Annotated in this window: 15 protein-coding genes and 1 pseudogene; 7 read left to right on the top strand and 9 right to left on the bottom strand. The window is 66.5% G+C overall.

Features of this window, described 5'->3' with window-relative positions; all coding sequences use genetic code 11:
• Nucleotides 1-96: 96 nt before the first annotated feature.
• The 3 genes from AB0L60_RS27875 to AB0L60_RS27885 all read right to left on the bottom strand — a co-directional run bounded on the left by AB0L60_RS27875 (nt 97) and on the right by AB0L60_RS27885 (nt 2,341).
• Nucleotides 97-549 carry a universal stress protein gene (locus tag AB0L60_RS27875; RefSeq protein ID WP_364619463.1) on the bottom strand — a complete coding sequence of 151 codons (453 nt, stop codon included), beginning with the start codon at nt 547-549 and terminating at the stop codon, nt 97-99.
• Nucleotides 550-1,009: 460 nt separating this feature from the next.
• On the bottom strand, nt 1,010-1,426 hold the full coding sequence (locus tag AB0L60_RS27880; protein ID WP_364619466.1) for a DoxX family protein: 417 nt from the start codon (nt 1,424-1,426) through the stop codon (nt 1,010-1,012).
• Nucleotides 1,427-1,513: 87 nt separating this feature from the next.
• Entirely contained in the window at nt 1,514-2,341 is an 828-nt protein-coding gene (locus AB0L60_RS27885) for a helix-turn-helix domain-containing protein (protein ID WP_364619468.1), read from the bottom strand.
• Between the two features lie 125 nt (nt 2,342-2,466).
• Here AB0L60_RS27885 and AB0L60_RS27890 point away from each other — a divergent pair, with 125 nt between their 5' ends.
• The gene (locus tag AB0L60_RS27890; protein ID WP_364619470.1) at nt 2,467-2,937 is read left to right on the top strand and encodes a VOC family protein; all 471 of its coding nucleotides are present in this window, start codon (nt 2,467-2,469) and stop codon (nt 2,935-2,937) included.
• A gap of 200 nt (nt 2,938-3,137) precedes the next feature.
• Here AB0L60_RS27890 and uvrB read toward each other — a convergent pair whose 3' ends face one another.
• Entirely contained in the window at nt 3,138-5,303 is a 2,166-nt protein-coding gene (gene uvrB / locus AB0L60_RS27895) for an excinuclease ABC subunit UvrB (protein ID WP_364619473.1), read from the bottom strand.
• Nucleotides 5,304-5,909: 606 nt separating this feature from the next.
• Here uvrB and AB0L60_RS27900 point away from each other — a divergent pair.
• The gene (locus AB0L60_RS27900; protein WP_364619475.1) at nt 5,910-6,287 is read left to right on the top strand and encodes a DUF402 domain-containing protein; all 378 of its coding nucleotides are present in this window, start codon (nt 5,910-5,912) and stop codon (nt 6,285-6,287) included.
• 66 nt (nt 6,288-6,353) lie between these two features.
• Here the strand turns inward: AB0L60_RS27900 and AB0L60_RS27905 are convergent, their stop codons facing one another.
• Nucleotides 6,354-6,776: a hypothetical protein gene (locus AB0L60_RS27905; protein WP_364619478.1), complete on the bottom strand. Its 423-nt coding sequence runs from the start codon at nt 6,774-6,776 to the stop codon at nt 6,354-6,356.
• Nucleotides 6,777-6,986: 210 nt separating this feature from the next.
• Between AB0L60_RS27905 and AB0L60_RS27910 the strand changes: the two genes are divergently transcribed.
• A complete protein-coding gene (locus AB0L60_RS27910; protein ID WP_364619480.1) occupies nt 6,987-7,511 on the top strand; it encodes a DUF402 domain-containing protein in 525 nt (174 codons plus the stop codon).
• A 73-nt stretch (nt 7,512-7,584) separates the two neighbouring features.
• Here the strand turns inward: AB0L60_RS27910 and coaE are convergent, their stop codons facing one another.
• Complete coding sequence (gene coaE, locus AB0L60_RS27915) at nt 7,585-8,556, bottom strand: dephospho-CoA kinase (RefSeq protein ID WP_364619483.1); 972 nt, start codon at nt 8,554-8,556, stop codon at nt 7,585-7,587.
• A gap of 268 nt (nt 8,557-8,824) precedes the next feature.
• Between coaE and AB0L60_RS27920 the strand changes: the two genes are divergently transcribed.
• The gene (locus AB0L60_RS27920) at nt 8,825-9,043 is read left to right on the top strand and encodes a hypothetical protein (RefSeq protein ID WP_364619486.1); all 219 of its coding nucleotides are present in this window, start codon (nt 8,825-8,827) and stop codon (nt 9,041-9,043) included.
• A 144-nt stretch (nt 9,044-9,187) separates the two neighbouring features.
• On the opposite strand, the gene AB0L60_RS27925 is transcribed toward AB0L60_RS27920, so the two are convergent.
• Entirely contained in the window at nt 9,188-10,711 is a 1,524-nt protein-coding gene (locus AB0L60_RS27925) for an alkaline phosphatase family protein (protein ID WP_364619489.1), read from the bottom strand.
• Between the two features lie 313 nt (nt 10,712-11,024).
• Between AB0L60_RS27925 and AB0L60_RS27930 the strand changes: the two genes are divergently transcribed.
• The 3 genes from AB0L60_RS27930 (at nt 11,025) to AB0L60_RS27940 (ending at nt 12,183) form a co-directional block, all read left to right on the top strand.
• Nucleotides 11,025-11,216 (top strand): MMPL family transporter, encoded by a 192-nt coding sequence (locus tag AB0L60_RS27930; protein ID WP_364619492.1) that lies wholly within the window; start codon nt 11,025-11,027, stop codon nt 11,214-11,216.
• Nucleotides 11,213-11,365, top strand: coding sequence for a hypothetical protein (locus AB0L60_RS27935; protein ID WP_364619495.1), 153 nt, complete (start codon nt 11,213-11,215; stop codon nt 11,363-11,365). Before AB0L60_RS27930 ends, AB0L60_RS27935 begins: the two co-directional genes overlap by 4 nt.
• Nucleotides 11,366-11,427: 62 nt before the next feature.
• Nucleotides 11,428-12,183 carry an MMPL family transporter gene (locus tag AB0L60_RS27940; protein ID WP_364619498.1) on the top strand — a complete coding sequence of 252 codons (756 nt, stop codon included), beginning with the start codon at nt 11,428-11,430 and terminating at the stop codon, nt 12,181-12,183.
• A gap of 170 nt (nt 12,184-12,353) precedes the next feature.
• Here the strand turns inward: AB0L60_RS27940 and AB0L60_RS27945 are convergent.
• Nucleotides 12,354-12,500, bottom strand: a pseudogene (locus AB0L60_RS27945) (TetR/AcrR family transcriptional regulator); the annotation flags it as partial.
• A gap of 113 nt (nt 12,501-12,613) precedes the next feature.
• Entirely contained in the window at nt 12,614-14,077 is a 1,464-nt protein-coding gene (rpsA, locus tag AB0L60_RS27950) for a 30S ribosomal protein S1 (RefSeq protein ID WP_040856871.1), read from the bottom strand.
• Nucleotides 14,078-14,106 lie beyond the last annotated feature (29 nt).

Genomic DNA, 14,106 nt, shown 5'->3' on the forward strand with positions numbered 1-14,106 from the left:
GCCGTGCCGGGGGGATTGCCCGGGGGCCCCCCCCCCCCCCCGGGGGGGCCCCCCCCCCCCGGGGGCCCCCCCCGCTCCGCTGGAACCAGGATTCGCTCAGCGCACGGTGTGCACGATCAGCACGTCGCAGCGGGACTTGCGCGCCACATCCGACGGCACCGAGCCGAGCAGGCGGCCGGCCAGGGTGTTGAGGCCGCGGTTACCGACGACGAGCAGGTCGGCCTCCACCTCCTTCACCAGGTCCAGCAGCGACTCGACGGGCTCGCCGATGACGGCCTTCTCCACCACGTTCACCGCGCCGACGGCGACGGCCTTGTCCCGCGCGACGCGCAGGATCTCGCTGGTCGGCGCGGAGCCGCGCACCTGGTAGGCCTCGTCCTTCAGCACGTCCGCGGCCGCGGCCACATCGCGGTCGTCGGTCGGGAAATACGCGCAGGCGATGTACAGCGTGGCGCCCTCGTCGCCGGCCAGAGCCGCGGCCCGCTCGACGGCGACGTACGACGAGTCCGAGCCATCGGTACCGACGACGATCGTCCGGTAGGCGGTCATTTCTCCTCCAAGTACAAGGGTCGGGGCCGCGGAATCCTCGACAGTGGGTTTTCACCGCGGCAACTTCGCCTGACAATAGCGGCACAACCGGCGGAAATATTCGATATCGCAACACATCACACTTCCGTGGCGGGATCGGGTACGGACACATTCCGGTTCCCGCCGCGAAGACAGCCTGGGCTACCAGCGAATTTCCCGAGCGCCGCGACGTGGCCCACAATATGCCAACGGTGTTGCCTCCCTGGGAGATTCGTCACAAGCCCGATATCCCCCGGACCGGCCGCGGGCCGTTCGTTGTGACATCGCACAACGAACGGCCCGCGGAACAGTGACTTGGCGTTGCCTCACAGCTCGCGATATTCCGCCCACAACCAGCCGAGAATCGCGCTGAGGATGGACATGCGATCCTCTTCCCCTCCGGCCGATCAATGACGCGCAATACTAACGCGCCCGGATCGGATCAGAGGCTGAAAAGCGGTCCGGTGAGCGTCAATCCGAGATCCCCGCCGGTGTGGGCGAAGAAGGCGAACAGCATCAGCGCCGCGCCCGCGAGCGCGATGTCCTTATTGAAGTGGACCATCTCGGTCTGCTTGGCCTCCGCGTCGGTCTCCTTCCAGAAGGGGTGCATGAGGAGGGCGGTCGGAATCAGGAAGACGAGCAGCAGCAGCGTGCCCAGGTCGGCCCAGACGCCCAGCAGCACGCTCAGCCCACCGGCCAGCAGCAGCACGCCCGATGCCGGCACCGCCAACTCGGCCATGGGCACCCCCTTGAACTGCGCGTACTGCACCATCGTCTTCCGCTGCGCGACATGCCCGAAGCCCGAGCCGAGGAACAGCAGCGCGAACAGGATCCGTCCGATCAATACCAGCACGTCCATGGCCTGCTCCTTCGATGATCGATATGCCATTGGGTGACACGGCAACCAACTTCTGGGGTACCGACATTATTCCCGGACCAGCAGTTGTCAGGATGGTAGCGAGATGCGGGCGTATTCGAGCGGAGGCAATCCGATCTCCTTGGCGAACTCGTTGGAGAAGTGCGCCTGATCGAAGTAGCCGAGCTCGACGGCCAGCGCGGCCAGGTCCGAGGTGCGGCCCTCGGCCAGCAGATGTGCGCCGTCCTGGAGGCGATAGCGGCGCAGCACCCATTTCGGGCCCGCACCGACATAACGGCGGAACAGCCGCTGCAGGGTCCGGACGGGAATGCCGAAACGCTCGGTGACCTGGTCGACGCGGGTCAGATCGCGATCGTGCTCCATGGCCTCGATGACGGCCAGCACCTGGCGGTAGGCGGTGTCGTCGCCCCCACCGGCCTCCTCGCGCCGGACCCCGACCAGGAAATCCTCGATCAGATCCCGGCGGCGTTCGGCATCGGCGGTCGCGAGCACGGCCTCGGAGAGGGCGTCGGCCGCCGGGAAGATATCGGCTGCCGGGACCGAGGCATCACTGAGTGCACCGACGTCCAGGCCCGTGAACGCGCCGAAGCCGCCGGCCCGGAACTTGACGCCGAAAGTCTCGCCCTCCCCGGCCAATTCCCGCACGTACTTGGTGGTCCACACGCCGGTGACGAAGGCGCCGGTGCGTTCGTGGGTGCGTTCGAAGGTGAGGTTCACGCAGGGGTACGACAGCACCTCGGCCTGGAAGGGCGGCTGGCCCCGGCGATCCCAGCGCACCGCCCAGTACCACTCGACATAGCGGGACACCCGCGGGCTCGCGGGCAGCCGGGAGTGGTTGTTGGCCTGGTTCTGCTGACGGGGTCGCAGAATGCCCTTGGCGGTCTCCGGCGGCGGCACCGGCCGCGGTGAGAACCGGCCTCCGGCAGTGCTTCCTCCGACTCCTTCGGCAGTGTTTCCACTGGTCATCGCGCCTGTCGCTTTCTTACAAGACCATCGCCGCCGCGGCGGCGAGAGTGATGCACATGAGCAACGCAGTGAATCCGATCCCCGAGGGCTACCACTCCATCACCTGCTTCCTGGCCGTCCCGGACGCCAATGCGGCCATCGAGTTCTACTCCGCCGTCTTCGGCGCGAAGGTGCTGAGCCGCAACGATCTTCCCGACGGCCAGGCCGCACACGCCGAACTCCTCATCGGCGACTCCACCATCCAGGTCGGCATGCCCATTCCCGACGAGGGCCTGCGCGCCCCCGCCGATGACTGGGTCCACACCAGCGTCGTCCACTACTGCCCGGACGTGGACGCCGTCTCGAAGCTGGCCTCCGAGAACGGCGCCCGCTTCGTCGCCGAACCCGCCACCTTCGTCACCGGCGACCGCTTCGGCCGGGTCATGGATCCGTTCGGCCACCGCTGGATCGTCATGACGCGAGTTGAAGACGTCTCCCGCGAAGAGGCCGAACGCCGCGTAAACGAGTGGATGGCCCAGCAGGCCTGACAAAGTGACTCCCCCGCCCGGCAGACCATCTGCCGGGCGCGGAGCCTTGTCCGTCATCCGCGCGTGCGTTCGGCTGGAATCCAACCGATTTGCCGTGAATCCCGGCCGAGAGCATGAGGTCATGACAAGGGGCACTGCCGTCGGTCGCGCGGCCGGCCCGCCACCTGCCGGTCGAAGGTCCTTGCGCCGCAGGCTTTCTCTCACGAGAGACCGGCGGCATCCATGCCGCGTAGTTCCTTCTTCAGATCGGCGATCTCGTCGCGGAGTCGTCCGGCGAGCTCGAACTGCAGCTCACGGGCCGCGTTCATCATCTGCGCGGTCATGTCCTTGATGAGATCGGCAAGTTCGGCGCGCGGCATGTTCTTCACATCGCGGCCCTCGTAGACACCGGCGCTCACCGCCCGGCCGGGCTCGCCCTGGGCGCGGCGGCCGCGGCTGACATTGCGGCCCGAGCCACCCACCTCGACCTCGGTCTCCTCGGCCTCGCGATACACCTGGTCGAGAATGTCGGCGATCTTCTTGCGCAACGGTTTCGGGTCGATGCCGCGCTCTTCGTTGTAGGCGATCTGCTTGGCCCGGCGGCGTTCGGTCTCGTCGATGGCGTGGCGCATGGAGTCGGTGATCTTGTCCGCGTACATGTGGACCTCGCCCGAGACATTGCGCGCCGCACGGCCGATGGTCTGGATGAGGCTGGTGGCCGAACGCAGGAAGCCTTCCTTGTCGGCATCGAGAATCGCCACCAGTGAAACCTCGGGGAGGTCCAGACCCTCACGCAGCAGGTTGATGCCGACCAGTACGTCATATTCACCCAGCCGCAGCTGTCGCAGCAATTCGACGCGGCGCAGGGTGTCGATCTCCGAGTGCAGATAGCGCACGCGCACACCGAGACCTAGCAGATAGTCCGTGAGATCCTCGGCCATCTTCTTGGTCAGCGTGGTGACCAGCACGCGCTCGTCGCGCTCGGTGCGCAGCCGGATCTCGTGCACCAGATCGTCGATCTGCCCCTTGGTCGGCTTGACCACCACCTGCGGATCCACCAGGCCGGTGGGCCGAATGACCTGCTCGACGAATTCGCCACCGGTCTGACCCAATTCGTACGGGCCGGGCGTGGCCGACAGGTACACCGCCTGCCCGATCCGATCGGCGAACTCCTCCCAGGTGAGCGGCCGGTTGTCCACCGCCGACGGCAGCCGGAAGCCGTACTCCACCAGGTTCCGCTTGCGCGACATATCACCCTCGTACATGCCGCCGATCTGCGGCACGGTCACATGCGATTCGTCGATGACGAGCAGGAAATCCTCGGGGAAGTAATCCAGCAGCGTGGCCGGCGCGGTCCCGGCGGCACGACCGTCGATATGCCGCGAATAATTCTCGATACCGGAGCAGAAACCGACCTGCTTGATCATCTCCAGGTCGTACTGGGTGCGCATCCGAAGTCGTTGCGCCTCCAGCAATTTGCCCTGCTTCTCCAAATCCGCGAGCCGCTCGTCGAGCTCCGCTTCGATATCCCGCACGGCCCGCTCCATGCGTTCCGGTCCCGCCACATAGTGGGTGGCCGGGAAAATCCGGACCATATCCACCTGACGCACCACATCACCGGTGAGCGGGTGCAGATAATAGAGCGCCTCGATCTCGTCACCGAAGAATTCGATGCGCACCGCCAATTCCTCGTAGGAGGGAATGATTTCGACGGTGTCGCCGCGCACCCGGAAACTACCGCGGGTGAACGACATGTCATTGCGGGTGTATTGCACATCCACCAGCAGGCGCAGCAGCCGATCGCGATCGATCTCGGTGCCGACCTCCAGCTGCACCGACCGATCCAGGTACGACTGCGGCGTGCCGAGACCGTAGATACACGACACCGACGCCACCACCACCACATCCCGCCGCGAGAGCAGGCTCGACGTGGCCGAGTGCCGCAGCCGCTCGACATCGTCGTTGATCGAGCTGTCCTTCTCGATATAGGTGTCGGTCTGCGCGATGTAGGCCTCGGGCTGGTAGTAGTCGTAGTACGAGACGAAGTACTCGACCGCGTTGTTCGGCAGCATCTCGCGCAGCTCGTTGGCCAGCTGCGCGGCCAGGGTCTTGTTCGGCGCCATGACCAGCGTGGGCCGCTGCAACCGCTCGATCAGCCAGGCCGTGGTGGCGGACTTACCGGTACCGGTGGCGCCCAGCAGCACCACATCCTTCTCGCCGCCCCGGATGCGCCGCTCGAGCTCCTCGATGGCGGCGGGCTGGTCACCGGCCGGGCGATGCTCGCTGACGACCTGGAACTGCCCATCGACGCGCTCGACGTCGCTGATGGGCCGGTGCTCGGAATGGGCCAGCGGCAGGTCGTCCGGGATCTCGGTTGCAAACGCCATGACCCCAGCCTAGGACCCCCCACCGACAGTTCTGTCCGCCTCCCCGCGCCTTCAGCGGACGGCCGAGAGCCGTTGACCGTGACAACCCGTGCCGGCGGTTGGGCGCCGAACCGATTCTGGTCGTCCCCGGCGAGTTACCCTCGCCTCTCGAAATCAGTCGTCGCTTCGGGCACGGTTGCCGGGGTCCAACTCGGTGTCGACAGGGTCGCCCCCGCTCGGTTCCCCATGCATCACAAACGATTTCGTAAACCATCGGTAAATGTCCGAATTGACCGTTACCCCAAGGGTTTTCGTCCCGTCGATGTCGTGTAGATCTCAGTCGGTTCGCTACGGTTTGAATCGCGCTTCCCGGGTGTACTCTGAGCTCGCTGGTCGCACGATTCGAGAAGAGGCAGGGCGATGACCGGTCTGCATACGCCACAGCGGAATTCCATCAATGGCGCACACCCCTACGGCACGATCGGCAACACTTCTCCGGTGTCTCCGCATCGCCCAAGACTCGAATACTTCAATCTCGCGGATCTGTCGTGGACCGATTATCGCGGGTTTCTCCACCCTGTGGAGCGTTTACATGCAGAACCGTTCGGTCTGTATGTCGAACGGACAGTGGACAACCCACGTTTCCACTACATCGAGTCCTGGCTGCTGCCCGAGCTCACGCTGCGCGCCACGGTCTACCACCTGCGGCCCGGCCACGATCGCAGCCAGACCTACTACCTCGACATCGGCGAGTACGGCGCGTGCGAGGCCAAGAAGTGGCGGGCCGAGAGTCACTACCTGCACGTGGTGGCGCGCCGGGGCCAGGCGCCCGAGCTGGTCGGCATCGACCAGCTGCTGAGCGCCCATGCCGCAGGGCATTTCGACACCGCGCGCACCCATCTCGCCATCGAGCGGGCCACCGCCGTGGTGGACGGCATCGCCGGCTGCGGTCACGATGTCGACCGTTGGCTGGCCGGCCAGGGCATCACGCTCAGCTGGCTGTAGAGACACACCCGCCCGGTCCGTGCGGCACGGACCGGGCGGGCTCGAACGGGTCTGTCCGTCCTCCGACTAGCCGGACAGGCTCGGCAGCAGTCCGTTGAGGCCGCAGCCGAAGCTACCGAAGCTGCTGGCCGGATCCACCTGCACGGTGATCGACTTCGAGATGAGGGTCTGGGTGGCCTTCAGCTCATGCGAACCGGCGGTGCTCGGGGTCCAGTTGATGGTGACCTTGTTGCTCAGCAATGAGGGCGACACCGGGCTGCCCGTCAGCTCGACGCCATTGTCGGTGAACGACACCGAGGTCAGGCGGTCGACCTCGACGCTCGCGGTGAGCGTGTAGGAGCAGCCGACATTGTGAGCAGAGCCCGAGACCTCCAGATTGGACGGCCAGGCACCGGCCTGCGGAGCGACCAGGACGACGGTCCCTGCCACCGCGCCGAAGGTCGTCAATCCCATGCCGACCCGGCGAGCACGGGTTGTGTGTGCGTTCATGCAGTACTTCCCTTGGGTTGAGGCACCCGCCCAGGCGCGGCGAGTGTCGTGCGCGACGAAACGGCGCAGCCGCACATTAGCGAAACACTACCGCTTCAGATCGCGTTTTCGGAAAATTCGCCCCGGTCGGCGCCGGATTCCAGCAATCTGGCGGCGACGCGACATCCGCTCCCCTGGACGACCGCCGCCCGACACGCGATGCTGAATGGCATGACTCGGGCACCCGCGGTAGATCTGCACCGACCCAAGGTGGAGTACTTCAATATCGACGAGCTCACCAATATCGATCCCAAGGGTTTCGTGCGGCAGGTGGAGCGGTACCAGGTCGAGCCATGGGGGATGTACATGGCCCGCACCTCCGACCATCCCGAGTTCCACTACATCGAATCCTGGCTGCTGCCAACGGTGTCCATCCGCGCCACCGTGTTCCACTTCACCCCCGCACACCGGCGCGACCAGGACTACTACATCGACATCGGCGAATTCGCGCAGGTCGGCCCGAAGCAGTGGAAGTCTGTCGACCACTACCTCGATCTGGTGGTCCGCCAGGGCCGCGAGGTCGAACTGCTCGACGTGGACGAGCTGCTCGCCGCGCACGCCGCCGGCTACGTCACCCTGTCCGAGGCTCAGCAGGCCATCGAATCGGCCACCTCGACCATCGACGGAATCGCCGCGCACGGCCACAATTTCGAGGCCTGGCTGGCATCCAAGGGCATCACGCTGACCTGGATGTAGGCCCAAGACGGAGGGGCCGTCCGCACCGAGGGGTGCAGACGGCCCCTCTACCGTCGAGGCGGCTCCGGCCGGGTCAGACGCCGATGATCAGATTGACCGGGCGGCCCGGGTCGGCGTTCGCATGCAGCCATTCCCCTGCCGCAAGATCCACACCCGACGCGGCGAGCAGCGCGTCCCCCGCGGCGGCCGGCGGGAAACCGATGTCCGTCAGGCGATCCCGCAGGCCGTCCACGACGGCGCCGTCGGCGACCGTGATCCGGATGTCGAGGACATCGGCGGCCGGTTTGCCCGCCACCGAGGTCGGCCCGACGTGTTCGATGCTTCGCGCGTCCGCGCCGCACGCCACGGCGAGCCGCGCGATCACCCGCCGGGCCTGCGCGGGCCATTCCGGATTCGCCTCCGCCACGGGCAGTTCCGGCCGGGCGGCGGGTGTGCGGGTGCGCAGGTTGCGTTCGAAGGGAACCAGGCGCTCGTCCCACAGCCGGTGCACCTCGGCATCGATGACACCGGTCGCGCCATTGTTGTCGAGCAGCACGTCGGCCACGGCCCGGCGCTGGGCGTCGGTGGCCTGGGCGGCGATGCGGGCGCGGGCGTCGGCCTCGTCGATGCCGCGGAACTCCACCAGGCGGCGCAGCCGGGTCTCCTCGGCGGCGTCCACGATGACCACCAGGTTCATGAAGGGCGCGAGGCCGTTCTCGACCAGCAGCGGAATGTCCTGCACCACAATGCCGTCCGCGGGGGCGGCGGCGATGAGCGCGGCGGTGCGCCGGCCGACCAGCGGGTGCGTGATGCCGTTGAGGGTGGCACGGGCCTCGTCCGAGGCGAAGGCCTTGGCGGCGAGGGCCGGTCGGTCGAGGCTGCCGTCGGCGGCGAGGATGTCCGCACCGAAGGCCGCGACCAGGGCGGCCAGCCCCTCGGTGCCGGGCGCGACCACCTCGCGGGCGATGACGTCACTGTCCACCAGCACGGCTCCGCGCTCGGTGAGAATGCGGGCCACGGTGGATTTGCCCGCGCCCATGCCTCCGGTGAGACCGATTCGCAACATTCGTTCAGTCTCGCATCAGCGGCGGTCACCGTGCCCATCAGGGTTATCCCCTCCGGGCTGCGGTTTCACCTGCAAGTGCAGTACTTGGCCATTCCGTGACACCCATGAGACCATTTCGCAACTTTTTCGGAGAATACGGACCGTTTGTCGGCAAGATTCCGACACGCCGGGGTGAATGTCGCGCAATATTCGGTGACGCACACTTTTGTTCGGCTATGGTTCGCCGCAGGCGATCTTAGGCCGGTAACACGCAAGAGAAGGAACATCAGTGGGCACCAAAAAACTCCAGACGGGTCGCCACCGTCTGGGCCTGGCGGGCACCGTGCATTGCATCGAGATCCCCGCCGTCGCAGCCGCTCTCGTCGAGCACCGTCGCTCCTGGCTGAGCACACTGCTCAACCCGGCCCGGCACAGCGTCGCGGCCCAGCGAAAACGGTCGCCCGAGACTCGCGTCGTGCGGCGCTGGGTACCCGCCACCGCCGGCTGATCCGGCACGGTCGGCCGATCCGCCGCCCGAGTTGATCCGCTCCCCCGAAACACACAGTGGCCCGGTCCGATTCGGACCGAGCCACCCTTTTGCGTGCGTGTCACACGGTGCCGCTGGGCCGTTCGCCCAGCGGCACCGGAACTCCTACACGATTCCGCTGGGCCGGCGCCGTGTGCCGGGATCCTGCTTGGGCATGGAGTTCGGCGGCACCGGATAGGGCGTGCCGACGGTCGCGGTGCCCAGGGCGAGATTCGGCCCGCACTGCGCGATGGCCGCATCGACCTTCCGATTCGCCGGGGCGAAGGCGGGTTTCGTGGCGTCTGGAGCCGAGGCGAAGTCGAAGGCCGAGGTCATATCGCCGGTCACGCTCCGCCGCCACGCCGTCAGGTTGGGCACGTCCACCCCGAAGCGGCGCTCGATCAGGCGCAGCTGCGAGGTGTGGTCGAAGGTCTCAGAGGCCACCAGGCCGCCGCGGCTGTAGGGCGAGATCACAAAGCACGGCACGCGGTAGCCGAGGCCGATCGGACCGGTGATGCCCTCGAACTTCTTGTCCGTCGGCACCGTGACGAACTCACCCGGCGTGCCGGCGGGCGCGGTCGGCGGGGTGACGTGGTCGAAGAAGCCGCCGTTCTCGTCGTAGGACACGATGAGCGCGGTCTTCTCCCACACCGCCGGGTTGGAGGTCAGGATGTCGAGCACCTGCATGATGCCGACCGCACCGAAAGCCGGTGGCAGCGCAGGATGTTCGCAGTTCAGCAGCGGCGGGATCACCCAGGAGACCGAGGGGAGTGTACCGGCGGCCACGTCGGCGGCGAAGTCCTTCGGGTACTCCGGGGCCTTACCGCGCCGCGCCAGTTCGGAATTCGGGTCGGCGGCCTGCTTGAAGCAGCCCATCATGCCGTCCAGCAGCACCGAGGACAGCGGGCCGATGTCGCGGTTGTTGTAGATCTTCCAGCTGACGCCGGCCTCGGAGAGGTTCTCCGGCATGGTGCGCCAGCTGTAGGCGTTCTGCGGAATCAGCGTCGGGGTCTCGAGCAGCGGTCCGCCGTTGAGGCCGTCCGGATCGATGGTCGCCGAGACCCAGTACAGGCGATTGGGGTCGGTCGGGCCGAGCACCGAGCAGTGGTAGCTGTCACAGAGGGTGAAGGCATTGGCCAGGTCCCAATGCACCGGGATGTCGTCCTGGGTGTAGTAACCCATTGCGGCAGGGCCGTTTCCGGCACCGACGGAGGCGATGGACATGGGCATCCAGCCGTCGTTGCGCCCGTTGTTCCACGCCTTGTGCATGGCCGCCCAGCTGTGGTCCGGGTCGTTGATGCATTCGCCGTCGAGGGTCGCGCCGCGGGTGGTGTCGAGGCGGAAGGGGTTGAGGAAGCCGTCCGCGGTCGGGCCGACGCCAGGCGCGTACCCGTACTGGTTCCAGGCCGGGGACGGATCGTCGAAGCCGCGCACGCCGGACATGGCGCCGAAGTAGTGGTCGAAGGACCGGTTCTCCTGCATGAGCAGCACGATGTGCTCGATGTCGCCGAGCCCGCCCATGCCGGCCGGATCCGCGGCGTAGGCCCGCTCGATGATCGGTCCGGCCAGTGCGGCGAGCGAGGCCGCACCGCCCGTGGCCATGGCTTTCGCCAGAAAATCGCGCCTGTTGATTCCGGCGAACACGCCCATGCTCCGGTAGTGCCTTCCCGCTAGGAGTGAAAGGAATTGAACGCGGCGAACACGCCAGGTCGCTCGTCCAGTTCGCATCCAACCTTCGAATAGTGACGGCTCAGCGAACCATTCGTAACCGTAGTGGGTCCAGTCGTGGGTTCCTGACAGTGACTTGCACCTCATTGCCGGGTCCGCCTCAGCTGTCGGCCATACCTGAGAGTGACTTTCAGGTATCGACCGTGGGAGCCTCCATGACCCGTCCGGAGCTCGCCGATCCGCCCCGATTCCCGGACTCCGCACCGCGATTCGGCGGCGTCGGACGCTGGGGGGCGTGCTGTTCGGGCTGGCCGGTCTGCTGACCTTCGACTCCTTCGTGCTCTCTGTGGCGACCATGATCGGCACCGGCACCGCCATCGACTACGCCATGTTCCTGGCGAGCCGATTCAACGAGGAACTGACCCGGCGCGGGGTGCGAGATCGCAAGGCTCGCCGGGAGATTCGGGCCGCCGCGCATCCCGATTGACTGCCGGGCCGAGTTACGGCATCGACATGGGCCTGAACTCGCTGGGCGATCGGCCCACCGGGCAGGCGACTCGCCTGGCACAGAACGACTTCGGCCCCGGCCTGCTCTCCCCTATTCAGGTCGTGGCCGCCGGACCCTGTCGCAGCTGATCTCATGTGGCTTCCCGTGGGTCATCGCCCTGGTCCTGACGGCCTCGCTGGTCTTCCTGGCGGTGACTTTCCGCTCGATCGTGCTGGCGCTCGAGGCGATCCTGCTGAATCTGCTGGCCACCGGTGCGGCCCTGGGCATTACGGTCACCGTCTTCCAGCACGGTGTCGGCCAGGCCGTGCTGGGTTTCCACAGCGCCGGCTTCCTCCAGGTCTTCCTGCCCATGCTGGTCTTCGCCGTCCTGTTCGGATTGTCCATGGACTACGAGGTTTTCCTCATCCGGCGTATGAAGGAGGCCTGGGAGCGCACCCACGACAATGCCACCGCCGTCGCCGAGGGCCTGCAGCGGACTGCCCGGCCCATCACCGCGGCGGCCGCCATCATGGTCGCGGTGTTCGCCAGTTTCCTGAGCGCGGATGTCATGGAGCTGAAGGAGATCGGCTTCGCCCTGGCGGTCGCGGTCGCCATCGACGCGGTGATCCGTCCGCCTGATCCTGGTCCCGGCCTGCACGCGGCTGCTGGGCCGCTGGAACTGGTGGCTGCCGGCTCCGCGCCGTCAACGGAACATGGCCTCCAGCGCGACCACGATGGATTCGACGACTTCACGGTAGACGTCGCGCAGCCGCACGGCGAAACCCGTTCCGGCCCATGGTCCAGCGCCGCCATGGAACCCCAGATGGCGATCGCGGCCGCCAGCCGCATCTGCACGTCGTTGCGGTCGCGGCCGGTACGGTCGGCGAGCAGTATCCGAAACTGGTCCTCGAGCTCCCGCATCTGCTGCGCCTGTCCGAGTTTCACCTCGGGAATGGTCCGGACATAGCCCATGCGCAGCCGCGTCCGGTACTCGACCTCGTCGGTCACGATCTCGTCGATGAGTACGGGGATGAGTGGCCGCGCGGCCGCCAAAAGGTCGAGGGGAGCCCGGGTTTCGCCGCCGCCGACCGTCCGCACGATTTCCAGGAGCTTCGGATCGGTCTCGTCGTAGAGGACCAGATTCTCCTTGGTCCCGAAATACCGGTAGATCGAACTCGGTGACACACCCGCTCGACGGTGACCTCCCGATAGCCGTGCTCGTCGAACAGCTCCAGCGCTACCCGCTGGATACGGCCCATGGCCTCGATCTTGCGGCGCTCCCACAGCGATGGGCTCGACTCGACGGTGGATTCGGACATGTCATCTCAGAGAATAGCGAAGGTCCCCGAGCCATCGGCTCGGGGACCTTCGACTATCGCTTATCGCGTGTCAGCGAATCAGGCGTTGCCCGACAGCTTCTCACGCAGCGCGGCCAGCTGGGCGTCGCTCGCGAGCGAGCCACCGGCCGGCTCGGAGGACGAAGCCGCAGCCTGCGAACCCGACTCCGAGGAGTAGTTCGACGGACCACCGTTGGCAGCCTCGGCGGCGGCGTCGGCGGCCATCTTCTCCATCTGAGCGGTGTGCATCTTGTGGCGACGCTCGGCCTCGGCGTACCGGGTCTCCCACTCCTCACGCTGCTTCTCGAAGCCCTCGAGCCATTCGTTGGTCTCGGAGTCGAAGCCCTCGGGGAAGATGTAGTTGCCCTGGTCGTCGTAGCTGTCGGCCATGCCGTACTTCGACGGGTCGAACTCGGCGGTGTAGTCCTCGTTGGCCTGCTTCAGCGACAGCGAGATCCGGCGACGCTCGAGGTCGATGTCGATGACCTTGACCATGGCGTCGTCGCCGACGGCCACAACCTGGTCCGGGACCTCGACGTGGCGCTCGGCCAGCTCGGAGATGTGCACCAGGCCCTCGATGCCCTCTTCGACGCGCACGAACGCACCGAACGGAACCAGCTTGGTGACCTTGCCCGGCACGATCTGGCCGATCGCGTGGGTGCGGGCGAACTGGCGCCACGGGTCTTCCTGGGTCGCCTTGAGCGACAGGGAGACACGCTCGCGGTCCAGGTCGACGTCGAGAACCTCGACGGTGACCTCGTTGCCGACCTCGACAACCTCGGACGGGTGGTCGATGTGCTTCCAGGACAGCTCGGAGACGTGCACCAGACCGTCCACGCCACCCAGGTCCACGAAGGCACCGAAGTTGACGATGGAGGAGACCACACCCTTGCGGACCTGGCCCTTCTGCAGCTGGTGCAGGAACTCGCTGCGGACCTCGGACTGGGTCTGCTCGAGCCAGGCGCGACGCGACAGGACCACGTTGTTGCGGTTCTTGTCGAGCTCGATGATCTTGGCCTCGATCTCCTTGCCGACGTACGGCTGGAGATCGCGCACGCGACGCATCTCGACCAGCGATGCCGGGAGGAAGCCGCGCAGACCGATGTCCAGGATCAGGCCGCCCTTGACGACCTCGATGACGGTGCCCTTGACGGCCTCGTCCTTCTCCTTGAGCTCCTCGATCGTGCCCCAGGCCCGCTCGTACTGAGCGCGCTTCTTCGACAGGATCAGGCGGCCTTCCTTGTCCTCCTTGGTGAGAACGAGGGCCTCGACCTCATCGCCCACGGAAACGACCTCGGCCGGGTCGACATCGTGCTTGATGGACAGTTCGCGAGACGGGATCACGCCTTCGGTCTTGTAACCGATGTCGAGAAGGACCTCATCGCGATCGACCTTGACGATGGTTCCTTCGACGATGTCGCCGTCGTTGAAGTACTTGATGGTCTTGTCGATGGCGGCGAGGAAGTCCTCGGCAGTGCCGATGTCGTTGACGGCAACCTGCGGCGAGGTGACAGTGGTGGGCATGTGTTGGGAGGCTCCGGACGGATTGTGGT

The organism is Nocardia sp. NPDC051981 (assembly GCF_040680715.1).
GTDB lineage: Bacteria > Actinomycetota > Actinomycetes > Mycobacteriales > Mycobacteriaceae > Nocardia.